Below are 19657 nucleotides of genomic sequence, written 5' to 3' on the forward strand. Positions count from 1 at the left end.
GATCAGGAACGCAGGACCCGGCCGGTGGCCAGGTCGCGGATGGTGCTGGGACGCGCGAGCCCGCCGAGGGCGCCCTCGAGGACGCCGTCGAGGGTGTCGCCGAAGACGCGGCGGATCTCGTCGGCGCTCATCGCCGGCGGCTCGCCGGCGCGGTTGGCCGAGGTCGAGACCACCGGGCCGCCGAAGGCCTCGCAGAGGGCGATGACCAGCGGATGGTCGCTGACGCGCAGCGCCACGCGGTCATGCTCTCCCCGCACCAGGGCGTGGGCGCGGCCGTTGTCGGGCACCAGCCAGGTCGTGGGCCCCGGCCAGCTCGCCTCCAGTGTCGCCCGCTGCGCCGACGTCAGCCCCTCGAGCCAGGGGGCAAACTGGGCGATGCTCGCGGCCACCAGGATCACGCCCTTGGCCGGGTCGCGAGCCTTGAGGCGCAGCAGGCGCTCAAGGGCCGCCTCGTCGTCGGGGTCGCAGCCGAGGCCCCAGACGGCCTCGGTGGGGTAGGCAATCACGCCGCCGGCCCGCAGGGCGGCGACGGCATCGGCAAGCGCGCTGTCGTTCATGGGTCTCCTCGCCTCGGGATCGGTGCCGCGGGGCGGCATCCTGGAAGGCGTATGCTATCACGCTCCCGATCGGGTCGGCAGGCGCACCCAGCCGCCGGCGGCCTGGGTCGCGGCGCCTTCGAGCTCGAGCGCCAGCAGGCCACGCTGGCACTCGGCGACGCCGCGGCCGGTCAGCGAGACCAGGGCATCCACCGGGGTGGGGGTGTCGCTCAGCCAGCGCAGCAGCGAGTCCTCCCCGGACTCCCGCAGGTCGCGCGCCCCGGCGAAGGCGCTCTCCTGGTCATCCTCCAGGGCACGTCCCGGGGCCTGCTCCATGACCCACTGGCGAAGCTCGGCGAGGATGTCGTCCACCTGGCGTACCAGCACGGCACCGTCGCGGATCAGCTGCAGGCAGCCCCGCGCCACGGGATTATGGATGGAGCCGGGCAGGGCGAAGACCTCGCGGTTCTGCTCGAGGGCCAGGCGGGCGCTGACCAGCGAGCCGCTCTTCTCGGCGGCCTCGACCACCAGCACCCCGAGCGACAGGCCGGTGACGATGCGGTTGCGCCGCGGGAAGAAGCCGGCCCGTGCCCTGGTGCCAGGGGGATGCTCGGAGAGCAGCAGCCCGCCCGTCTCCTGCAGCCGCCGGTGCAGGCGGTGATGGCGCGGCGGGTAGACCACGTCGACCCCGCAGCCGAGCACGGCGATGCTGGTGCCGCCGGCGTCCAGGGCGGCCTGCTGGGCGGCGGCATCGATGCCGAGCGCCATGCCGCTGACCACGCACCAGCCGCGGCCGGCGAGCTCGGCGGCGAAGCCGGCGGCGTTGGCGAGCCCCTCGCGGGTGGAGCGCCGCGAGCCGACCATGGCGAGTCGCGGCGGTTCGAGCGCGGCGAGATCGCCCATCGCCCACAGCACCGGCGGCGGATCGGCGATCTGGTCGAGGAGCCGCGGCCAACGGGGGTGGCCCGGATGGAGCAGGTAGCGGGCGGGACCGGCGGCGAGCCAGGCCTCCTCGGCGTCGAGCTCGGCGGTGAGGGGGCTGCGTGCGGGATGGTCGAGCCACAGCCGCAGGGCCGTGGCGGCCTCCCGGGGCAGCACGGCCAGGACGCCGGCCGGCCAGTCGGGGCGCGCCGCCGTAAGCTCGCCAAGCCGCCGCGGCCCGATGCCGGGCAGCCGGGCCAGGGCGCGCCACTCGCGGGACTGCATCGCGTGGGCCTGCACGGCGCGTCAGGACGACAGCGCGGCCGCCGCGCCTAGCGCAGCGCCGTGTCCAGCCGGCGCTCGGGGCTGTGGATGCGATCGCCCACCGACAGCATGCGCTTGGCCTCCATCACCAGGCCGTAGCTCATCTTCTCGTAGGGCCGGAAGACCATCACCAGGCCGGCATCCTCGCCGGGCAGGCGCAGCGGCTCGCCGGTACGCGGGTCGTCGACCAGCTCGCCCTGCTGCTCGACCATCAGCACGTGGCCGGTTTCCAGGCCGTCGCGGCGACCGCGATCGAGCGCGACCACCTGCAGCGGCCCGATGAAGCGCACGCCGCCCGGTACCGCCAGGATGCGGCCGTCGATCTCGCGGTCGGGCGCCCGGGGCAGGAACTCGGTCACCAGGCGGCGATCCTCGAGGGGCAACGCGATGTCGTCGTCGCGGACCTCCTGGCGGGCGGCGGTCACCTCCATCACCACGATGTCGTCCTCCTGGCGCAGCCGGCGCGCCTCGCCGACGCTCTCGAGCTCGAGGCCCAGCGACTCGCCGGTGGCGCTGTCGACGTACTGCTCGCCGACGCGGTAGAGGCCGACGCGCCCGCCGCCCTCGACGTGCCCGCGAGCGTAGAGACGATCGCCGCGGCCACTGACCAGCCGGCCGTCGTCGCCGGCGATCACGTAGGCCAGCTCGTCCAGCGCCTCGGGGTCCTCGATCACGCGATGGTCGCGCAGGAAGTGGCGCACGGCGTCCAGCGGGATCGGCTCGATGGCCTCGCGGTGCGACGAGGTGCGCACCTTCGGCGACAGCCGCACCATCCCCTGGCCACGCTCCAGGCCGAGGCAGGGCCGGCCGTTGCAATCGTAGAGGTAGACGATATCGCCGGGGTAGATCAGGTGGGGGTTCTCGATCTGCGGATTGACCTGCCACACCTCGGGCCACTGCCAGGGGTGCTGCAGGAAGCGCCCGGAAATGTCCCAAAGGGTGTCACCCTTCACCACGGTATAGCGGTCCGGTGCATCGCCCCTCAAGCCGTCGTCCCAGGAGAGCCCCTGGGCCTGGACCAGGGGCAGCCCGCTCATCAGCACGGCCGTGAGCCCCACTGTCAGGCGCCGACACCAGCGCGCTGCGCATCCTGTCTGTTTCATCCCTGCTCTCCCCCGGGTTGCTGGCCCCTCGCCCGTCGCCCATGGAACGTTGGCGACGTGGTATAGTCAGAAGCTGTTGATGTGAGGCACGTTCGGCGGTTTCGCCGTCGAGCGCGCCCTTCTAGAATAGTGTCATTTTGTAAATGACAGCATAACGGTGATTCCAACGCCATGGCCAAATTACCCATCCTCGAATTTCCCGACGAGCGGCTGCGCACGGTCGCCGCGCCGGTCGAGACGGTCGACGACGAGGTGCGCCGCCTGGTCGACGACATGCTCGAGACCATGTACGACGCCAGCGGCATCGGACTCGCCGCGACCCAGGTGGACGTCCACCGTCGGGTCATCGTCATGGACGTCAGCGACGACCGCACAAGCCCCCTGGTGCTCATCAACCCGAGTTACACCCCCATCGGCGAGGAGCGTGAGCCGATGCAGGAGGGCTGCCTGTCGATCCCCGAATACTACGCCGAGGTGCCGCGTGCACTGAAGGTGCACCTGAAGGCCCAGGACCGCGACGGCCAGCCCTACGAGCTCGAGGCCGAGGGGCTGCTTGCGCACTGCATCCAGCACGAGTACGACCACCTGGAGGGCGTGCTCTTCGTCGACTACCTCTCGCCGCTCAAGCGCGACCGGGTGATGAAGAAGATGCAGAAGCGCCACAAGCAGATGCAGCCCGCCTGATCGCCGGGGCGCCCGGCGGCGCCGTCCCGCCACCCTCGAAGGCCGACGTTTGCACGTCGGCCTTCGTCGTTTCCGGCCGCCTCCGTTATCATGAGGGCCATCGCCCACTGGCAAGGCCCTCAACATGTCCCGACCCCTGCGCGTCATCTTCGCCGGTACCCCCGACTTCGCCGCCGAGAGCCTGTCGGCGCTGCTGGCGAGCCGCCATGACGTCGTCGCCGTCTACACCCAGCCGGACCGCCCGGCGGGCCGCGGCCGCAAGCTGACCCCGAGCCCCGTCAAGGCGCTGGCGCAGCGCCACGACCTGCCGGTCCACCAGCCCGTCTCCCTGAAGGGCCCCGAGGTGCAGGCCGAGCTCGCCGCCCACCAGGCCGACATCATGGTGGTGGTGGCCTACGGCCTCCTTCTGCCCCAGGCCGTGCTCGACATCCCTCCGCGCGGCTGTCTCAACGTGCACGCCTCACTGCTGCCCCGCTGGCGCGGCGCCGCGCCCATCCAGCGGGCCATCGAGGCCGGCGACGAGGAGAGCGGCGTGACCATCATGCAGATGGACGCGGGCCTGGATACCGGCGACATGCTGCTGGTCAGGCGAGCGCCGATCACCACCACCACCACCGGCGGCGAGCTCCACGACAGCCTGGCGCGCCTGGGCGGCGAGGCGCTGGTCGAGGCCCTGGAGGCCCTGGCCGGCGAGGGGCTTGCCGCCACGCCCCAGCCCGCCGAGGGCGTCACCTATGCCGCCAAGCTCTCCAAGGCCGAGGCGGAGCTCGACTTCCGCCGCCCGGCCGAGGCGCTGGCCGCCCGCATCCGCGCCTTCAACCCCTGGCCGGTGGCCTGGTGCGCGCTGGGCGACGACCGCCTGCGCCTGCTGATGGCCCACGCCGAGCCGTCGGCGCCGGACGCCGTCCCGGCCCGCCCCGGCACCCTGCTGGCGCCCTCGGACGAGGCCCTGCGCATCGCCTGCGGGGAAGCCGGCGACCAGGTGCTGGCGGTGAGCCGCGCCCAGCTGCCCGGCGGCAAGCCCCTGGCGGTGCGCGAGCTGCTCAAGGCGCGCGCCGAGCGATTCCCCCCGGGCAGCCGCCTGGGACACCACGACGAGGAGAGCCCGGCATGAGCCAGCAGACGCCCGCCCCCCGCGCCCGGGAGCAGCGCCGCGATAACGGCCTGGCCGTGCGCGCCGCCGCCGCCCGCGCCCTCGCCCCGGTGATCACCGGCAAGGGCTCGCTCACCGGTCTCGACGACCACCAGGTGGTCGCCCGGGACCGCGCCCTGTTCAAGGCGCTCTGCTTCGGCGCCTGCCGCACCCTGCCGCGGCTCGAGGCGCTGGCCAATGCGCTGCTGGCCAAGCCGTTCAAGGCCCGCGACGCCGACGTCCAGGCGCTGCTGCTGCTCGGCATCTACCAGCAGCTCTACCTGCGCATCCCGGTGCATGCCGCGGTGGGCGAGACCGCCGGTGCCGCGCGCCTGCTCGGCAAGGAGTGGGCCACCCGGGTGCTGAACGGCTGCCTGCGCCGCCTGCAGCGCGAGCGCGCCGAGCTGGAGGCCGAGGCGGACCGCGACCCGGCGGTGGCCCTGCTGCACCCCAAGTGGTGGCTCAAGCGCCTGCGCCAGGCCTGGCCGGACGACTGGCGGGCGATCTGCGAGGCCAACAACCTGGCCGGCCCCATGACGCTGCGCGTCAACCGCCGCCACGGCGACCGCGAGCTGTACCTGGGCCGCCTCGACGGCGCCGGCATCCAGGCGCGCCTCTGCCTGCACGCCCCGGACGGCCTGACGCTGGAGACCCCGTGCGACGTCGAGACGCTGCCCGGCTTCGCCGAGGGACACGTCAGCGTCCAGGACGAGGCGGCCCAGCTGGCCGCCGTGCTGCTCGGCCCGTCGCTGGCCCCGCGCCCCGGCGCGCGGGTGCTGGATGCCTGCTGTGCCCCGGGCGGCAAGACCGCTCACCTGCTGGAGCTCTTCGACCTCGACCTGCAGGCGATCGACAGCGACGATGTGCGCCTGGCCCGGGTCGAGGACACCCTCTCCCGCCTGGGGCTCGAGGCGACCCTCGCGGCGGGCGATGCCACCGCGCGGGACTGGTGGGACGGCACGCCCTTCGACGCCATCCTGCTCGACGCGCCCTGCTCGGGCAGCGGCGTGATCCGTCGCCACCCGGACATCAAGCGCCTGCGCCGCCCCTCGGACATCGCCAGGCTGGCCGAGCTGCAGGCCCGCCTGCTCGACAACCTCTGGCCGCTGCTGGCCCCGGGCGGCACCCTTCTCTACGCCACCTGCTCGGTGCTGCCCGAGGAAAACGCCGAGCAGATCGACGCCTTCCTGGCGCGCACCCCCGATGCCGAGGCCACCATGCCGGCCGACCTGGGCTGGGGCCGCGCCGCCGGCGCCGGCCGCCAGCTGCTGCCCGAGCCCGACAGCCATGACGGCTTCTTCTATGCCAGACTGGAGAAGCGCCCCGCCTGACCGGCGGGGGCCCGACAGGCCAGACAGGAGGCGGCATGAGCCATCACACCTACAAGCACATCGAGCTGACGGGGTCCTCGGAGAAGGACATCGAGAGCGCCGTCCAGAACGCCCTGACCAAGGCCGCGGAGAGCCTGCACGGCATGCGCTGGTTCGAGGTCGTGGAGACCCGCGGTCACATCGAGCATGCGCGGGTCGCCCACTGGCAGGTCACCATCAAGGTCGGCTTCACCCTCGACTGAGCCGGCGCGACCTGTTCTTCTGCCGACGGCTGATTTAGGCTTGCCTCGGTATGCTGCGGCGCACAGGGTGCGCCGCTCTCGATCCCCGGGGGCTGAGCAGAGCGGATAGCACATCGATGAAGATCATCATTCTGGGCGCCGGCCAGGTCGGCGGCACCCTGGCCGAACACCTGGCCCGGGAAGAGAACGACATCACGGTGGTGGACACCGACGGCGAGCGCCTGCGCGAGCTGCACACCCGGCTCGACATCCGCACCGTCTCCGGCGCCGGCTCCTACCCGATGGTGCTGCGCCAGGCCGGCGGCGAGGACGCCGATATGCTGATCGCGGTGACCAACTCCGACGAAGTCAACATGATCGCCTGCCAGGTGGCCCATACGCTCTTTCGCACCCCCACCAAGATCGCCCGGGTGCGCGCCACCGCCTACCTGACCCGCAAGGGGCTGTTCGCCCACGACGCGGTGCCCATCGACGTGCTGATCAGCCCCGAGCAGGTGGTCACCGACCATATCCGTCGGCTGATCGAGCACCCGGGCGCCCTGCAGGTGCTGGAGTTCGCCAGCGGCCTGGTGCAGCTCGTCGCGGTCAAGGCCTTCTACGGCGGCCCGCTGGTGGGCCAGGAGCTCGGCTTCCTGCGCCGCCACATGCCCAGCGTCGACACCCGGGTGGCGGCCATCTACCGCCGCAACCGACCGATCATCCCCCGCGGCGACACCGTGATCGAGGCCGACGACGAGGTCTTCTTCATCGCCGCCCGGCGCGATATCCGCGCGGTAATGAGCGAGCTTCGGCGCCTCGACCGCGACTTCCGCCGGGTGATGATCGCCGGCGGCGGCAACATCGGCGAGCGCCTCGCCGAGCACCTGGAGCACAGCCACCAGGTCAAGATCATCGAGCACGACCTCAATCGCTGCACCCAGCTCTCCGAACGCCTCGACCGCACCGTGGTGCTGCACGGCAGCGCCACCGCCAAGCGGCTGCTCGAGGAGGAGAACATCGAGGACTGCGACATCTTCTGCGCCCTGACCAACGACGACGAGGTCAACATCATGTCGTCGATGCTGGCCAAGCGCATGGGCGCCAAGAAGGTACTGACGCTGATCAACAACGCCGCCTACGTCGACCTGGTCCAGGGCGGCGAGATCGACATCGCCATCTCCCCCCAGCAGGCCACCATCGGCAGCCTGCTGACCCACGTGCGCCGCGGCGACATCGTCAACGTCCACTCCCTGCGCCGCGGCGCCGCCGAGGCCATCGAGGCGATCGCCCACGGCGACACCCAGTCCTCCAAGGTGGTGGGCCGCGCCATCGGCGAGATCGACCTGCCCCAGGGCACCACCATCGGCGCCGTGGTGCGCGGCAAGGAGGTGCTGATCGCCCACGACGACGTGGTGGTGGAGTCCGGCGATCACGTCATCCTGTTCGTGATCGACAAGCGGCGACTGCGCGACGTCGAGCGCCTCTTCCAGGTCGGACTGACGTTCTTCTGATGGCCCGCCCCGTCCCCCCTGGCGACCCGAGGAGAGCCGCCCGATGAGCCTGCGCATGATCCTGCGCATCCTGGGCCTGCTGCTGATGATGTTCAGCCTGACCATGGTGCCGCCCATCCTGATCTCGCTGCTGTACCAGGACGGCATGTGGGAGGCCTTCGCGGTGGCCATCGGCATCACCGTGGCCACCGGGGCGATGATGTACCTGCCCAACCGCCACGCCTTGAAGGAGCTGCGCACCCGCGACGGCTTCCTGATCGCGGCGCTCTTCTGGAGCGTGCTGGGGCTGTTCGGCTCGCTGCCGCTGATGCTCACCGGCGACACCGCGCTGTCCCCCACCGACGCGGTGTTCGAGTCCTTCTCGGGGCTGACCACCACCGGCGCCACGGTGATCACCGGCATCGAGTTCCTGCCCAAGGCGGTGCTCTACTATCGCCAGCAGCTGCAGTGGCTGGGCGGCATGGGGATCGTGGTGCTGGCCGTGGCCATCCTGCCGACCCTGGGGGTCGGCGGCATGGCGCTCTACCGCTCCGAGATCCCGGGACCGCTCAAGGACTCCAAGCTCACCCCGCGCATCACCGAGACCGCCAAGGCGCTGTGGTACATCTACGCCTCCCTGACCGTGGCCTGCATGCTCGCCTACATGGCCGCCGGCATGGACTGGTTCGACGCCCTGGGGCACAGCTTCTCCACCGTGGCGATCGGCGGCTTCTCGACCTATGACGCCAGCATCGGCCACTTCGACAGCGCCACCATCGAGATGATCTGCACCGGCTTCCTGCTCATCTCGGCGTTCAGCTATAGCCTGCACTTCCTGGCCTGGCGGCAGCGCAGCCTGACCCACTACTTCCAGGATCCCGAGGCGCGCTTCCTGATGCTCTTCCTGAGCGGCCTGACGGTGATCACCGCGGTCTCGCTGTGGCTGAGCGACCTCTACTCGACCGCCGAGGGGCTGCGCCATGCGGCGTTCGAGGTGGTCTCGGTGGCCACCACCGCCGGCTTCGCGGTGGCCGACTTCTCCACCTGGCCCGGCGCCCTGCCCTTCCTGCTGTTCGTCGCGGCCTTCGTGGGCGGCTGTTCCGGCTCCACCGGCGGCGGCATGAAGGTGATCCGCATCATCCTGATCCTCAAGCAGGGCATGCGCGAGGTGATGCGCCTGATCCACCCCAATGCGGTGATCACGGTGAAGATCGGCAAGGTCAGCGTGCCCGATGGCATCGCCCAGGCGGTGTGGGGCTTCTTCTCCGCCTACGTGATGCTGTTCTTTTTGATGCTGGTGGGGGTGATGGCCACCGGCGTCGACCAGGTCACCGCCTGGTCGACGGTGGGCTCGGCGCTCAACAACCTCGGCCCGGCGCTGGGCGAGGCCAGCGCGCATTACGGCGACCTGCCGTCGCTGGCCAAGTGGATCCTGGTGGTCGCGATGCTGCTCGGTCGCCTGGAGATCTTCACCGTGCTGGTGCTGTTCACCCCGGCCTTCTGGCGCAAGTAGGGCGTCGCCGGCGCGCTGGCCAGCCAGCGCGGCTCACACGACCGGGCGACCTGCCGAGCCTGGCCAAGTGGATCCTGGTGGTCGCGATGCTGCTCGGTCGCCTGGAGATCTTCACCGTGCTGGTGCTGTTCACCCCGGCCTTCTGGCGCAAGTAGGGAAAGCCCATGCAAGCGTCGCGGCGGGTTTGGCCTGCCCCGGCGCTTCGTGGATAATCGAGCCTTCACTCCCACAGCCCGAGCGTCCATGACCGACTCCCAGGACTCCGTGATCACTCCCCCGCAGGACGCGACCACCAGCGGTCCGCGCCGGGAGCTCGTGGTGGGCGAGACCCGCTACACCCTGCTGGGCACCGCCCACGTCTCCGCCGAGAGCGCCGCGGACGTGCGCGCGCTGATCCGCTCCGGCGAGTTCGATGCCGTGGCCATCGAGCTGTGCGACTCGCGCCACCACAGCCTGACCAACCCCGATGCCCTGGGCGAGCAGGACCTGTTCCAGATCTTCCGCCAGGGCAAGGCCGGCATGGTCGCGGCCAGCCTGGCCCTGGGCGCCTTCCAGCAGCGCGTCGCCGAGCAGTCGGGCATCGAGCCCGGCGCCGAGATGCGCGCCGCCCTGGAGGAGAGCCGCGACGCCGACCTGCCGCTGCTGCTGATCGACCGCGACGTGGGCATCACCCTCAAGCGCATCTATCACAACGTGCCCTGGTGGCAACGCTTCTCGCTGTTCTCGGGGCTGCTCGGCAGCGTGCTCTCGCGCCAGCAGGTCTCCGCCGAGGAGATCGAGCGGCTCAAGGAGGGCGACGTCCTGGAGTCCACCTTCAGCGAGTTCGCCGCCGAATCGGCCTCGCTCTACGAACCGTTGATCAACGAGCGCGACCGCTACATGGTGCTGCGCCTGGCCGAGGACGCCGCCCCCGGCCGCTACCGCCGGGTACTGGTGGTGATCGGCGCCGGTCACATGAAGGGCATGGCCGAACGGCTGGAACAGCCGCTGCCCGAGGCGCCCCGCCCGGAGCGCGAGGCCCTGGAGGCCACGCCGCCGCCGTCGAAGCTCTGGAAGGCGCTGCCCTGGGCGATCACCGCCCTGGTGCTGACCGGCTTCGCCATCGGCTTCTCGCGCAACACCGAGCTCGGCTGGCAGCTGGTGGCGGAGTGGTTCCTGATCAACGGCGTGCTCTCCGGCGCCGCCACCCTGGTCGCCCTGGCACATCCGCTCACGGTCGCGGCCACCTTCGTCGCCGCCCCGCTCACCTCGCTCAACCCCACCATCGGCGCCGGCTTCGTGGCCGCCGGGGTCGAGCTGTGGCTGCGCAAGCCCAAGGTGCGCGACTTCTCGACCCTGCGTCACGACGTCACCGAGCTCAGGGGCTGGTGGCGCAACCGGGTCTCGCGCACCCTGCTGGTGTTCCTCACTGCCACCCTCGGCTCCGCCGCCGGCACCTGGATCGCCGGCTTCCGCATCGCCGGCAAGCTGTTCGGCGGCTGATCCCCGCTCCGCTCTCCACCGCTGCCTCTCTCGCCGTCACCCCTGTCGCTCCAGGCGCCAAGCCTCGAGACCGGGCGGCGGCGGGCCCGAGTGAAAGGCGCGGCGGCGGGCCCGAGTGAAAGGCGCGGCGGTCCTCTGGGCACGACGCCGAGTCGGCATGAACGGCGGCCGCCCATGCATGAGAAAAAGCAGAAACCGACCCCCGACTCCCTGACCTATGTTCAAGGCAGCGGTCGCCAGTCTAACGGCCGGCGGCCGCCTTGGGCGATGCCCCCGACGGGGGAGTCGAGATCGATGCAGGGGGACGAGACGATGAAGACAACCATGCTGGTCATGACGCTGGGCGGCCTGCTGCTGGGCGCCGCCTCCGCGACGGCGGACATGCATGGCGACATGCAAAAGCTCGCCGAGGAGAAGCAGTGTCTGGGCTGCCACGCCCGGGACGACGACACCCCGCGGGCGCCGAGCTTCAACAGCATCGCCGCCAAGTACGCGGATAGCGAGATGCACGACTACCTGGTCGAGGTCGTGATGAGCGGCGGCGAGGAGCACTGGGGCTCGGCGACCATGCCGGAGGCCGGGGAGCGTCCCGAGGTGAGCGAGGACGAGGCCAGGCAGCTGGTCGACTGGATCCTCGGCAAGCATCAGGAGTGAGGCCGGGCCGCGGGGGTCAAAGGCGGCACCGGCTCGGCGCGGGAGACGCGTCTAACGGCCGGCCCGCTCCAGCAGTCGGCGCATCGCCGGGGTGGGCGCCTCGAGCTTCTCGTGGCGCCGGCTGGCGGCGTAGCTGTCGTTGAAGGCGTCGAAGGTGTCGTCGAGCACCTCGGCGGCGTCGCGGTCGCCGGCCTGGCGCAGCAGCTCGATGGCCACCTCGGCGGTGCACAGGTGGGCCGCCGAGGCCGGCTTGCGCAGCCGGTAGCGGGTCAGCCGCTCGGTGGCCAGGGGCAGCACCGGCAGCCGCTCGAGGTAGGGGCTCTTGCGGAAGATGCGCCGCGCCTGTCGCCAGGTGCCGTCGAGGATGATGAACACCGGCACCCGCCCCGACCGCTTGCCGGCCGCGACGCGCTCCATGCCCACCACCCGCTCGGCATAGTCGGGCTGGTCGTCGGGGAAGATCACGAAGGGGTCGTAGCGCGGGTCGTCGAGCAGCGCCAGCAGCCGCTCGTCCGGCGCCGTGCGATACCAGGTGAAGACCTCGGTATCGCCCAGCACGTCACCGATCAGCCGGCCGGTGTTGGTCGGCTTGTGGTGCTCCAGGGGGTGAGTCAGCAGCCACACCTTCGCCTCGCTCTCGGCGCGGACCCGATAGGGGCAGAGGCAGTTGAGCGCCGGCAGGTTGCACCCCTCGCAGCGCGTCACGAAGCTGCCGCGCGCCTTGAACTCGCGCCGCGGGGGCCGCGGATGACCGGTGGCGGGGTCGCAAGAGAGCCCGGCGGCGGGGTCGCGCTCGACGGCGGTGTCCTGGAGGGTATCGTGCTGCATGGTGGCGGGGTCCCGGCGGCGAAGGGGGCCGCATTCTAGCATGGCGCCCGCCTCATGCCTCGCCCAGCAGGGTCTCCGGCAGCCACAGGCGCCCCTCGCGCGTCCAGTGGCGCACCAGGGCGGGCACGCCCTTGCCGGCCGGCTGCGCGAGTCCGAGCGTGCCGGGAGGCGCGAGGGCGCGGGCCTCGGGGTCGACCAGCACGCAGGGCGCGTCCAGCGGGGCGTGCTCGAGCAGCGCCGCGGCCGGCATCACGGCGAGCGAGGTGCCCACCACTAGCAGCAGGTCGGCCTCGGCCACGATGTCGCAGGCCTCGCCGAAATGGGGCACGCCCTCGCCGAACCACACCACGTCGGGGCGCAGCTGGCTGCCCTTGTCGCAGAGATCCCCCAGGCGGATGCCGCCACGCGGCAGCGGATAGTGCAAGCGCGCATCCACCGTGGAGCGCGCCTTGAGGATCTCGCCGTGCAGGTGCAGCACCCGACGCGAGCCGGCGCGCTCGTGCAGGTCGTCGATGTTCTGGGTGATGATGCTGACCGCAAAGCCGCGCTTCTCGAGGCTTGCCAGCGCCTTGTGGGCGGCGTTGGGGCGGGCCCGGCGCACCTGGTCACGACGCTGATCGTAGAAGCGCAGCACCCGTTCGGGGTCGCGGCGCCAGGCGTCGGGGGTGGCGACCGCCTCGATGGGATGGTCGGCCCACAGGCCGTCGCTGGCGCGAAAGGTCTGGATGCCGCTCTCGGCACTGATCCCCGCGCCGGTGAACACCACCAGGTGCGGTGCTTGCTGCTCGGCCATTCATCACCTCTCGCCCGAGGGGCTTGCGCGCCCCGCATGATCCCTGCGATGCCAAGGCCCGACACTACCATTCCGGGCCCGGTGGCGGCCAGGCGGCGCGGGCGAGGGGACGACACGCGCCCCCTCAGGCGCCGTGATAGCCATCCTCCTCGGGATCCTCGTGCTCCCCCCTGGGCAGCTCGGCGACCCAGGCCATGGCCGCGGCGTGCTCGCGCCGGGGGAAGGTACGGATCTCCACGGCCTTGAACAGCCGCTCCTCCAGATGGGCCAGGTGCGTGACCCACTCCTGGTCGGTCACCACGGCGGCGCGGTGGTAGTGCCTGAGATCACCGAGCTGGGTCAGGCCGTAGCCGATGTCCTTCAGCAGGGCGGTCAGGGTCAACCAGCGCAGGCCGTCGATCTCGACCACCAGGCTGACCCGGGGGTGGGCCTGCTTGGCGGCCTCGATGGCATCGATGGCGCCCTGCAGCTCCTGGCCGGTGACGACACCGCTCGCCTTCATCGCCACGACATGCTCCGCCGGGTGGGAAATGAGGTCCAGCATGGGCGTTCTCCTTGGGGTGGGTCGCGGGCGAGGCAGGCTCGGTTGCCTACAGCATAGCGCGACACGGCCCGCCCGGGCTGACCCGGTGCTACGCCTAGTAGGTCAGGCCGTTGCCGTCGTCGCCGACGAAGCGGCGCTTGTTGCGGTAGGGGAAGACGTCGATCACGCGGCCGTCGAGGATGGCCCGCTGCAGGCCCGTCCAGTAGTCGGCGTCGAAGAGCTCCGGGTGCAGCTGGTAGCAGAGCTTGCGCAGGCGCACGTCGGCGAACAGGAAGGGACCGAACTCCTCGGGGAAGACATCGTTGGGCCCCACCGAATACCAGGGCTCGTCGGCGAGCTCCTGTTCGGGGTAGAGGGGTTCGGGGATGTGCCGGAAGCGGCACTCAGTGAGGTAGCAGATCTCGTCGTAGTCGTAGAAGATCACCCGGCCGTGGCGGGTCACCCCGAAGTTCTTCAGCAGCATGTCGCCGGGGAAGATGTTGGCGGCGGCCATCTGCTTGATGGCGTTGCCGTAGTCCTTGAGCACCGCCCGGGTCTCCGCCTCGTCGCAGGTCTCGAGGTAGAGGTTGAGGGGGGTCATCATGCGCTCGGTGTAACAGTGCTTGATGATCACCTTGTCGCCGCGCAAATAGACCGTGGAGGGCGCCACCTCCAGGAGGTGCGCCAGGCAGTCGGGATCGAAGTGGTCCTGGCGGGCGATGAAGTTGGAGAACTCCTGGGTATCGGCCATGCGCCCCACCCGGTCGTGGCGCTTGACCAGGCGGTACTTGTCGCGCACGTTCTCGGCGGTCATCTCCTTGCTCGGGTCGAAGCGGTCCTTGATGATCTTGAACACGGTGCGAAACGAGGGCAGCACGAACACCGCCATGACCATGCCGCGCACCCCGGGCGCGATGACGAACTGGTCCTCGCGCCGGGCCACCTGGTGGTTGAGGGCGCGGAAGAACTCGGTCTTGCCGTGCTTGTAGAAGCCGATGGCGGCGTAGAGCTCGCCCTGGGGCTTGTCGGGCATCAGCTCCTGGAGGTAGTGCACGAACTCGCTGGGCACCACGACCTTGACCTGGAAGTAGGCGCGAGTGAAGGAGAAGATGATCGAGACCTCGTCGGGCTCGATCAGCAGCGTATCCAGGTGCAGCCCCTCGCCTTCACGGTGCAGCACCGGCAGCACCAGCGGCACCTGCCGGCCGCCGCCGAGCACCCGCCCGACCAGGTAGGCGCCCTTGTTGCGGTAGAAGACGCTCTTGATCAGCTCGATCTCGGCCTCGGGGTCCTCGAGGATCGCCGCAGGCAGCAGGCGGCGCAGCACCTCGCTGCCGAGCTCGACGTCCCGGGCCAGGTCGACGAAGGGGGTCTCGAAGCGCGCCTCGCCGAGCGCCCAGGCGAGGCCCGCTCCCCAGTCGCCGCCCACCCGCCGGGTCCGACACAGCTCCAGGCCGGAGTGGTGCGCCGCCCGCTCCCGGGAGCTGTAGACGAACATCCAGTCGTTGCGGATGTGGCGATGGTGGAACAGCGAGCAGAACATCGAGTTGAAGTAGGTCTCGGCAAGCTCGTAGTCGAGTCGCTGGTCGATCATCGCGGCGTAGTGCCCGCGGGCCTCCCGCCAGCACTCGCAGTGGGTCAGCTGCTCGTCATCGAGGGTGCGGCGGAGGCGCACCAGGGTGTCCTGGACCTTCTCGTCGTAGAGGTCGATCCGCTCCGCCGAGGCCTGCTGAGCCTCGCGCCAGGCCGCGTCGCGAAAGCGCCGGCTGGCGTCATCGGTGATCTGCTTGAAGCGCGAGCGGTATTCGTCGAAGCCGTGCAGCACGGTGGCGGCGAGACGATAGGCGGGCGAATGCGACATGGTCGGACTCCGGGCGGCGATCGGTCCAGCATGACGAATCGTGCCGTTCGACGCGAGCCGACCATGGTGGAGCCCGCCGCGGCGAACGGCGCCCCGGGGTGGCGAAAGGACACCTTCCCCCTTGGCGAACCGCCGGCCGGCCCGCCACACTGTGGGACGGACCCGAGGCGCGCGTCGCGCGCCCGGCCCTCGACCCGAACGACCGACCTTCACGACCGATGGTCACCACCGTTCTTCACGACAAGGAAGCATCCCATGACGATTGCCAAGGGCGACAAGATTCCCGACATCACCCTCAAGACCAACGGCCCCGACGGCCCCGAGGACCTCGCCACCGGGGACTTCTTCGCCGGCCGGCGGGTGGTGCTCTTCGCCGTGCCCGGCGCCTTCACGCCGGGCTGCTCCAACACCCACATGCCCGGCTTCGTGGTCAATGCCGACAAGATCGCCGCCCAGGGGGTGGACGCCATCGCCTGCCTCTCGGTGAACGACGCCTTCGTGATGGGGGCCTGGCAGAAGGACCAGAACGCCCAGGCCATCACCATGCTGGCCGACGGCAACGCCGAGCTCACCCGGGCCCTGGGCATGGAGCTGGACGCCTCCGGCGGCGGCATGGGCCTGCGCTGCAAGCGCTTCGCCCTGATCGCCGACGACGGCGTGGTGGAGTACCTCGGCATCGACGCCAAGGGCGTCGAGGCGAGCAGCGCCGAGACCGTGCTGGCCCACCTCTAGGGGCCGCTCTTGCGCCCCCGGCCGGGGCGACAGCAGCGCGGCGGGCACGGCCGGGATGACAGCGCGACCCCGGGGGGCGACAATGGCGCCCCCTTGTCCCGGCCGCGACGCATCGATGACGCCACCGCTCAGCCTTCTCCACCAAGACGATCACCTGGTCGCCGTGCACAAGCCGGCCGGCCTGCTGGTGCACCGCAGCGCGCTCGCCCGTGGCGAGCGCGAGTTCCTGCTGCAGCGCCTTCGTGACCAGCTGGGGCGTCGAGTCTACCCGGTGCATCGCCTGGATCGCCCCACCTCCGGGGTGATCGTCTTCGCCCTCGCCCCCGAGATCGCGGCGTCGCTCCAGGCGGCCTTCACCGAGCGTCGGGTGACCAAGCGCTACCTGGCGGTGGTGCGCGGCATCGGCCCGGCGCAGGAGCGCCTGGACTACCCGCTGCGCGAGGAGGATGGCCGCCGCCCCAAGGCGGAGATGCCCGCCATGGAGGCATCGACCGAGGTGCGCCGGCTCGACAGCGTGGAGCTGCCGGTACGGGTCGACCGCTACCCCCAGAGCCGCTACTCGCTGATGGAGGCGCGCCCCCTGACCGGCCGCCGCCACCAGATCCGCCGCCATCTCTCGCGGCGCGGCTACCCGATCATCGGCGATGCCAAGCACGGCAAGGGCAACCACAACCGCTTCTTCGCCGAGCGGCTGGCCTGCCCCAGGCTGCTGCTGGCCGCGGTGGGCCTGAGCCTCGACCACCCGGTCAGCGGCGAACGCCTCGACCTGCACTGCCCGCTCGACGCCACCATGACCGCCCTCTTCGAACGGTTCGGCTGGACCGGCCACCTGCCGACCCTGCCCCGTCGCCACTCTCCAGCGTGATGCCATGACCGATTTCGCCCCGCTCGCCTCCCCCGCCGCCACGCCCGACGACTTCGAAGCCCGCTTCGGCGGCATCCGCCGCCTCTATGGCCACCGCGCCGCCGAGCGCTTCCGTACCGCCCACGTGGTGGTGGTGGGCGTGGGCGGCGTGGGCAGCTGGACGGTGGAGGCGCTGGCCCGTTCGGGGATCGGCAAGCTGACGCTGATCGACCTCGACGACGTCTGCGTCTCCAACGTCAACCGCCAGCTGCACGCCCTGGACGGCACCATCGGCCGGCCCAAGGTGGAGGTGCTGGCCCAGCGCTGCCGCGCCATCCAGCCGGGCATCGAGGTGGTCGCCGACAGCGCCTTCGTCACCCCCACCAACCTGGCCCAGCGCATCCCCGAGGATGCCGACCAGCTGGTGGACGCCATCGACAGCGTGGTCGCCAAGGCGGCGCTGATCGCCTGGTGCAAGCGCCGCAAGCTGCCGATCGTGGTGACCGGCGCCGCCGGCGGCCAGACCGACCCCACCCGCATCCGGGTGGCCGACCTCACCCGCACCGAGCACGATCCGCTGCTGGCCAAGGTGCGCGCCCGCCTGCGCCGCGACTTCGGCTTCTCCCGCAACCCCAAGCGGCGCTTCTCGGTGGAGTGCGTCTACTCCGACGAGCAGCTGGTCTATCCCGGCAGCGACGGCGAGGTCTGCCTGCAGAAGCCCGGCGCGGGGGAGGCGACCCGGCTCGACTGCGCCTCCGGGTTCGGCGCGGCCACCTTCGTCACCGGCAGCTTCGGCTTCACCGCCGCCTCCCGGGTGCTGGCCCGGCTAGCGAAACAGGCCGCCGCGCCCTGACGCGCCCCTTCACGCTACCACCCGCCACTGAGGAACCGCTGCCATGGACCACATGGATCACAAGGCCCCCCGCGGCATCTATCGCCACTACAAGGGCCCGCTCTACGAGGTGCTCGGCGTCGCCCGGCACAGCGAGACCGAGGAGCCGCTGGTCGTCTACCGCGCGCTCTACGGCGACTACGGGCTCTGGACGCGCCCGCTGGAGATGTTCCTCGAGACCGTCGAGGTCCAGGGCGAGCCGGTGCCGCGCTTCGCCCTGGAGAAGGCCTTTCCGTAAGCCCGCCGCCGCGACGCCGGTCACGCCCCACCACAGCAAGGCGCCCCGTGGCGGTGAGCCACGGGGCGCTGGGCGTTCCGATGGGGCGTGCGGCGCTCGCTCGCCGTGCGGGGCTTACTCGTCGCCGGCTTCCTGCATCTGCTTGAGCAGGTAGTTCTCGATGCCGACCTTGTCGATCAGCCCGAGCTCGGTCTCGATGTGGTCGATGTGCTCTTCCTCGTCGGCGAGGATATCGCGGAAGAGGTCGCGGCTGACGTAGTCCTTGACCTGCTCGCAGTAGGTGATCGCGTCGATGTAGTCCTGGCGCCCGGCGTGCTCGATCTTCAGGTCGCACTCGAGCATCTCGCGAACGTTCTCGCCGATGTGGAGCTTGCCGAGGTCCTGGAGGTTGGGGATGCCCTCGAGGAACAGGATGCGCTCGATCAGCTTGTCGGCGTGGTTCATCTCCTCGATGGACTCGTCGTACTCCCACTTGGCCAGCGCCTTGAGGCCCCAGTCCTTGTACATCTTGGCATGCAGGAAGTACTGATTGATCGCCACCAGCTCGTTGCCGAGCGCGGTATTCAGGTGCTCGATGACCTTGCTGTCGCCTTTCATCTCATTACCTCGATCACGGTTGTCACGTCACGATTCCAGCTTGGCATGGGCACGGGAGCCTGGCCAGCCCGTGACAACCAGTGTAGGGATCGCCACCGATAACTCAATGACATCAAGGATTTGCAAAACCCAAGGCGAACGATAACGATTGCCGTCACACGGCGTAGGCGAGCCCCTCGACGGTAGCGTTCATCTCGGCCTTGACGGCCTCGCGGGTGATCTCCTTGCCCGTGGCGGCGCACTTGCCGCACTGGGTCGCGCATCCGGTCTGCTGCTGGACCTCGCGCCAGCTGCGCGCGCCTTCCTCGACGGCGCCGCGGATCCGATGGTCGGTCACGTTCTTGCACAGACACACGTACATGTCATCACCTCGCGCTGATCGTGAGGTAAATGTAAATGATTCGCATGGGTAACCGCAACCGCCGAGGGACGAAAACCCGGCCGGGATCCGCCCTTCTTGGCGGGCCGTTCCGACGCCTCAGCGGCGCTTGGGCAGCACCACTACCCGGGTCCCGGAGACGATGTCCGGCCAGCTGCGCTTCTCGGCGTCGAACAGGATCCACAGGTAGCCGAGGCCGAAGGCGAGAAGCGAGAGGGTCGCCACCAGGAAGCGCTGCAGCGCCTGGAGGGCGGTGATCGAGCAGCCGTCGAGGGTCTGCACCCTGAGGCGCCAGGCCTGCATGCCCAGGGTCATGCCGCCCCGGGTCCAGAAGAAGGCGAAGAAGACGAAGGCGGCCAGCGCCATCAGCAGGCGCAGCGAGAGCACCTGGGCGGCCCCCGCGCCGACCTGCTCGGCCGGCAGGTCGAGCAGCAGCCGCACCACCACCAGGTGAAGCGCGGCGATGACGATCCAGATCGCCAGCACCAGCAGGCCGTCGTAGAGCATGGCGCCCAGCCGCCGGCTGAGGCCGGCCGGCCAGGTGTCGTCGAGTCGATCGAAACGTCGCTGCATGGGGTC

The 19657-nt window shown here is 70.6% G+C and carries 22 protein-coding genes; 12 read left to right on the forward strand and 10 right to left on the reverse strand.

The features are described from left to right. Positions 1-2: 2 nt before the first annotated feature. From FIU83_RS15215 to FIU83_RS15225, 3 genes are read right to left on the reverse strand one after another with little or no spacing between them, the layout of a single operon-like run. A complete protein-coding gene (locus FIU83_RS15215) occupies positions 3-557 on the reverse strand; it encodes an L-threonylcarbamoyladenylate synthase (RefSeq protein ID WP_152484830.1) in 555 nt (184 codons plus the stop codon). 57 nt (positions 558-614) lie between these two features. Then, positions 615-1742, reverse strand: coding sequence for a DNA-processing protein DprA (gene dprA / locus FIU83_RS15220; protein ID WP_152484831.1), 1128 nt, complete (start codon positions 1740-1742; stop codon positions 615-617). A gap of 47 nt (positions 1743-1789) precedes the next feature. Continuing rightward, complete coding sequence (locus FIU83_RS15225) at positions 1790-2884, reverse strand: LysM peptidoglycan-binding domain-containing protein (protein ID WP_152484832.1); 1095 nt, start codon at positions 2882-2884, stop codon at positions 1790-1792. 171 nt (positions 2885-3055) lie between these two features. Between FIU83_RS15225 and def the strand changes: the two genes are divergently transcribed. The 8 genes from def (at position 3056) to FIU83_RS15265 (ending at position 11391) form a co-directional block, all read left to right on the forward strand. Continuing rightward, positions 3056-3568: a peptide deformylase gene (def, locus tag FIU83_RS15230; protein WP_152484833.1), complete on the forward strand. Its 513-nt coding sequence runs from the start codon at positions 3056-3058 to the stop codon at positions 3566-3568. Positions 3569-3692: 124 nt separating this feature from the next. Then, positions 3693-4682, forward strand: coding sequence for a methionyl-tRNA formyltransferase (fmt, locus tag FIU83_RS15235; protein WP_152484834.1), 990 nt, complete (start codon positions 3693-3695; stop codon positions 4680-4682). After that, positions 4679-6031 carry a 16S rRNA (cytosine(967)-C(5))-methyltransferase RsmB gene (gene rsmB, locus FIU83_RS15240; protein WP_152484835.1) on the forward strand — a complete coding sequence of 451 codons (1353 nt, stop codon included), beginning with the start codon at positions 4679-4681 and terminating at the stop codon, positions 6029-6031. The genes fmt and rsmB overlap by 4 nt, the downstream gene beginning before the upstream one ends. Before the next feature lie 35 nt (positions 6032-6066). Next, a complete protein-coding gene (locus FIU83_RS15245; RefSeq protein ID WP_152484836.1) occupies positions 6067-6273 on the forward strand; it encodes a dodecin in 207 nt (68 codons plus the stop codon). A gap of 116 nt (positions 6274-6389) precedes the next feature. Next, positions 6390-7763, forward strand: a complete 1374-nt coding sequence (gene trkA, locus FIU83_RS15250) for a Trk system potassium transporter TrkA (RefSeq protein ID WP_108445421.1) — start codon at positions 6390-6392, stop codon at positions 7761-7763. Between the two features lie 43 nt (positions 7764-7806). Continuing rightward, on the forward strand, positions 7807-9255 hold the full coding sequence (locus FIU83_RS15255; protein ID WP_152484837.1) for a TrkH family potassium uptake protein: 1449 nt from the start codon (positions 7807-7809) through the stop codon (positions 9253-9255). Positions 9256-9498: 243 nt separating this feature from the next. After that, positions 9499-10737, forward strand: a complete 1239-nt coding sequence (locus FIU83_RS15260) for a TraB/GumN family protein (RefSeq protein WP_152484838.1) — start codon at positions 9499-9501, stop codon at positions 10735-10737. A 312-nt stretch (positions 10738-11049) separates the two neighbouring features. Next, a complete protein-coding gene (locus tag FIU83_RS15265; RefSeq protein WP_216645040.1) occupies positions 11050-11391 on the forward strand; it encodes a c-type cytochrome in 342 nt (113 codons plus the stop codon). A gap of 51 nt (positions 11392-11442) precedes the next feature. Here FIU83_RS15265 and FIU83_RS15270 read toward each other — a convergent pair whose 3' ends face one another. The 4 genes from FIU83_RS15270 to aceK form a co-directional block, all read right to left on the reverse strand. Then, positions 11443-12219 (reverse strand): tRNA-uridine aminocarboxypropyltransferase, encoded by a 777-nt coding sequence (locus FIU83_RS15270; RefSeq protein WP_152484839.1) that lies wholly within the window; start codon positions 12217-12219, stop codon positions 11443-11445. A gap of 52 nt (positions 12220-12271) precedes the next feature. After that, on the reverse strand, positions 12272-13012 hold the full coding sequence (locus tag FIU83_RS15275) for an NAD-dependent deacylase (RefSeq protein WP_152484840.1): 741 nt from the start codon (positions 13010-13012) through the stop codon (positions 12272-12274). Between the two features lie 124 nt (positions 13013-13136). Beyond that, the gene (locus FIU83_RS15280) at positions 13137-13556 is read right to left on the reverse strand and encodes an STAS/SEC14 domain-containing protein (protein WP_152484841.1); all 420 of its coding nucleotides are present in this window, start codon (positions 13554-13556) and stop codon (positions 13137-13139) included. A 94-nt stretch (positions 13557-13650) separates the two neighbouring features. Then, entirely contained in the window at positions 13651-15396 is a 1746-nt protein-coding gene (gene aceK / locus FIU83_RS15285; RefSeq protein ID WP_152484842.1) for a bifunctional isocitrate dehydrogenase kinase/phosphatase, read from the reverse strand. A 255-nt stretch (positions 15397-15651) separates the two neighbouring features. Here aceK and FIU83_RS15290 point away from each other — a divergent pair, with 255 nt between their 5' ends. The 4 genes from FIU83_RS15290 to FIU83_RS15305 all read left to right on the forward strand — a co-directional run bounded on the left by FIU83_RS15290 (position 15652) and on the right by FIU83_RS15305 (position 18102). Further along, positions 15652-16128 carry a peroxiredoxin gene (locus FIU83_RS15290; protein ID WP_152484843.1) on the forward strand — a complete coding sequence of 159 codons (477 nt, stop codon included), beginning with the start codon at positions 15652-15654 and terminating at the stop codon, positions 16126-16128. A 115-nt stretch (positions 16129-16243) separates the two neighbouring features. Continuing rightward, positions 16244-16993, forward strand: a complete 750-nt coding sequence (locus FIU83_RS15295; RefSeq protein WP_152484844.1) for a pseudouridine synthase — start codon at positions 16244-16246, stop codon at positions 16991-16993. Between the two features lie 4 nt (positions 16994-16997). Next, entirely contained in the window at positions 16998-17825 is an 828-nt protein-coding gene (tcdA, locus tag FIU83_RS15300) for a tRNA cyclic N6-threonylcarbamoyladenosine(37) synthase TcdA (protein ID WP_152484845.1), read from the forward strand. Positions 17826-17868: 43 nt separating this feature from the next. Further along, the gene (locus tag FIU83_RS15305; protein WP_253939497.1) at positions 17869-18102 is read left to right on the forward strand and encodes a DUF1653 domain-containing protein; all 234 of its coding nucleotides are present in this window, start codon (positions 17869-17871) and stop codon (positions 18100-18102) included. A 114-nt stretch (positions 18103-18216) separates the two neighbouring features. Here FIU83_RS15305 and bfr read toward each other — a convergent pair whose 3' ends face one another. The 3 genes from bfr to FIU83_RS15320 form a co-directional block, all read right to left on the reverse strand. Next, a complete protein-coding gene (gene bfr, locus FIU83_RS15310; RefSeq protein WP_152484846.1) occupies positions 18217-18699 on the reverse strand; it encodes a bacterioferritin in 483 nt (160 codons plus the stop codon). Between the two features lie 154 nt (positions 18700-18853). After that, positions 18854-19060, reverse strand: a complete 207-nt coding sequence (locus tag FIU83_RS15315) for a (2Fe-2S)-binding protein (protein ID WP_152484847.1) — start codon at positions 19058-19060, stop codon at positions 18854-18856. Between the two features lie 117 nt (positions 19061-19177). Continuing rightward, the gene (locus tag FIU83_RS15320; protein WP_152484848.1) at positions 19178-19651 is read right to left on the reverse strand and encodes an RDD family protein; all 474 of its coding nucleotides are present in this window, start codon (positions 19649-19651) and stop codon (positions 19178-19180) included. Positions 19652-19657: the final 6 nt, after the last annotated feature.

This window comes from Halomonas sp. THAF5a (genome assembly GCF_009363755.1).
In the GTDB taxonomy this organism is placed as follows: domain Bacteria; phylum Pseudomonadota; class Gammaproteobacteria; order Pseudomonadales; family Halomonadaceae; genus Halomonas.

Coding starts and splice junctions, on each gene's coding strand:
- FIU83_RS15215 (WP_152484830.1), bottom strand. CDS start 557: ATGAACGACAGCGCGCTTGCCGATGCCGTCGCCGCCCTGCGGGCCGGC.
- dprA (WP_152484831.1), bottom strand. CDS start 1,742: ATGCAGTCCCGCGAGTGGCGCGCCCTGGCCCGGCTGCCCGGCATCGGG.
- FIU83_RS15225 (WP_152484832.1), bottom strand. CDS start 2,884: ATGAAACAGACAGGATGCGCAGCGCGCTGGTGTCGGCGCCTGACAGTG.
- def (WP_152484833.1), top strand. CDS start 3,056: ATGGCCAAATTACCCATCCTCGAATTTCCCGACGAGCGGCTGCGCACG.
- fmt (WP_152484834.1), top strand. CDS start 3,693: ATGTCCCGACCCCTGCGCGTCATCTTCGCCGGTACCCCCGACTTCGCC.
- rsmB (WP_152484835.1), top strand. CDS start 4,679: ATGAGCCAGCAGACGCCCGCCCCCCGCGCCCGGGAGCAGCGCCGCGAT.
- FIU83_RS15245 (WP_152484836.1), top strand. CDS start 6,067: ATGAGCCATCACACCTACAAGCACATCGAGCTGACGGGGTCCTCGGAG.
- trkA (WP_108445421.1), top strand. CDS start 6,390: ATGAAGATCATCATTCTGGGCGCCGGCCAGGTCGGCGGCACCCTGGCC.
- FIU83_RS15255 (WP_152484837.1), top strand. CDS start 7,807: ATGAGCCTGCGCATGATCCTGCGCATCCTGGGCCTGCTGCTGATGATG.
- FIU83_RS15260 (WP_152484838.1), top strand. CDS start 9,499: ATGACCGACTCCCAGGACTCCGTGATCACTCCCCCGCAGGACGCGACC.
- FIU83_RS15265 (WP_216645040.1), top strand. CDS start 11,050: ATGAAGACAACCATGCTGGTCATGACGCTGGGCGGCCTGCTGCTGGGC.
- FIU83_RS15270 (WP_152484839.1), bottom strand. CDS start 12,219: ATGCAGCACGATACCCTCCAGGACACCGCCGTCGAGCGCGACCCCGCC.
- FIU83_RS15275 (WP_152484840.1), bottom strand. CDS start 13,012: ATGGCCGAGCAGCAAGCACCGCACCTGGTGGTGTTCACCGGCGCGGGG.
- FIU83_RS15280 (WP_152484841.1), bottom strand. CDS start 13,556: ATGCTGGACCTCATTTCCCACCCGGCGGAGCATGTCGTGGCGATGAAG.
- aceK (WP_152484842.1), bottom strand. CDS start 15,396: ATGTCGCATTCGCCCGCCTATCGTCTCGCCGCCACCGTGCTGCACGGC.
- FIU83_RS15290 (WP_152484843.1), top strand. CDS start 15,652: ATGACGATTGCCAAGGGCGACAAGATTCCCGACATCACCCTCAAGACC.
- FIU83_RS15295 (WP_152484844.1), top strand. CDS start 16,244: ATGACGCCACCGCTCAGCCTTCTCCACCAAGACGATCACCTGGTCGCC.
- tcdA (WP_152484845.1), top strand. CDS start 16,998: ATGACCGATTTCGCCCCGCTCGCCTCCCCCGCCGCCACGCCCGACGAC.
- FIU83_RS15305 (WP_253939497.1), top strand. CDS start 17,869: ATGGACCACATGGATCACAAGGCCCCCCGCGGCATCTATCGCCACTAC.
- bfr (WP_152484846.1), bottom strand. CDS start 18,699: ATGAAAGGCGACAGCAAGGTCATCGAGCACCTGAATACCGCGCTCGGC.
- FIU83_RS15315 (WP_152484847.1), bottom strand. CDS start 19,060: ATGTACGTGTGTCTGTGCAAGAACGTGACCGACCATCGGATCCGCGGC.
- FIU83_RS15320 (WP_152484848.1), bottom strand. CDS start 19,651: ATGCAGCGACGTTTCGATCGACTCGACGACACCTGGCCGGCCGGCCTC.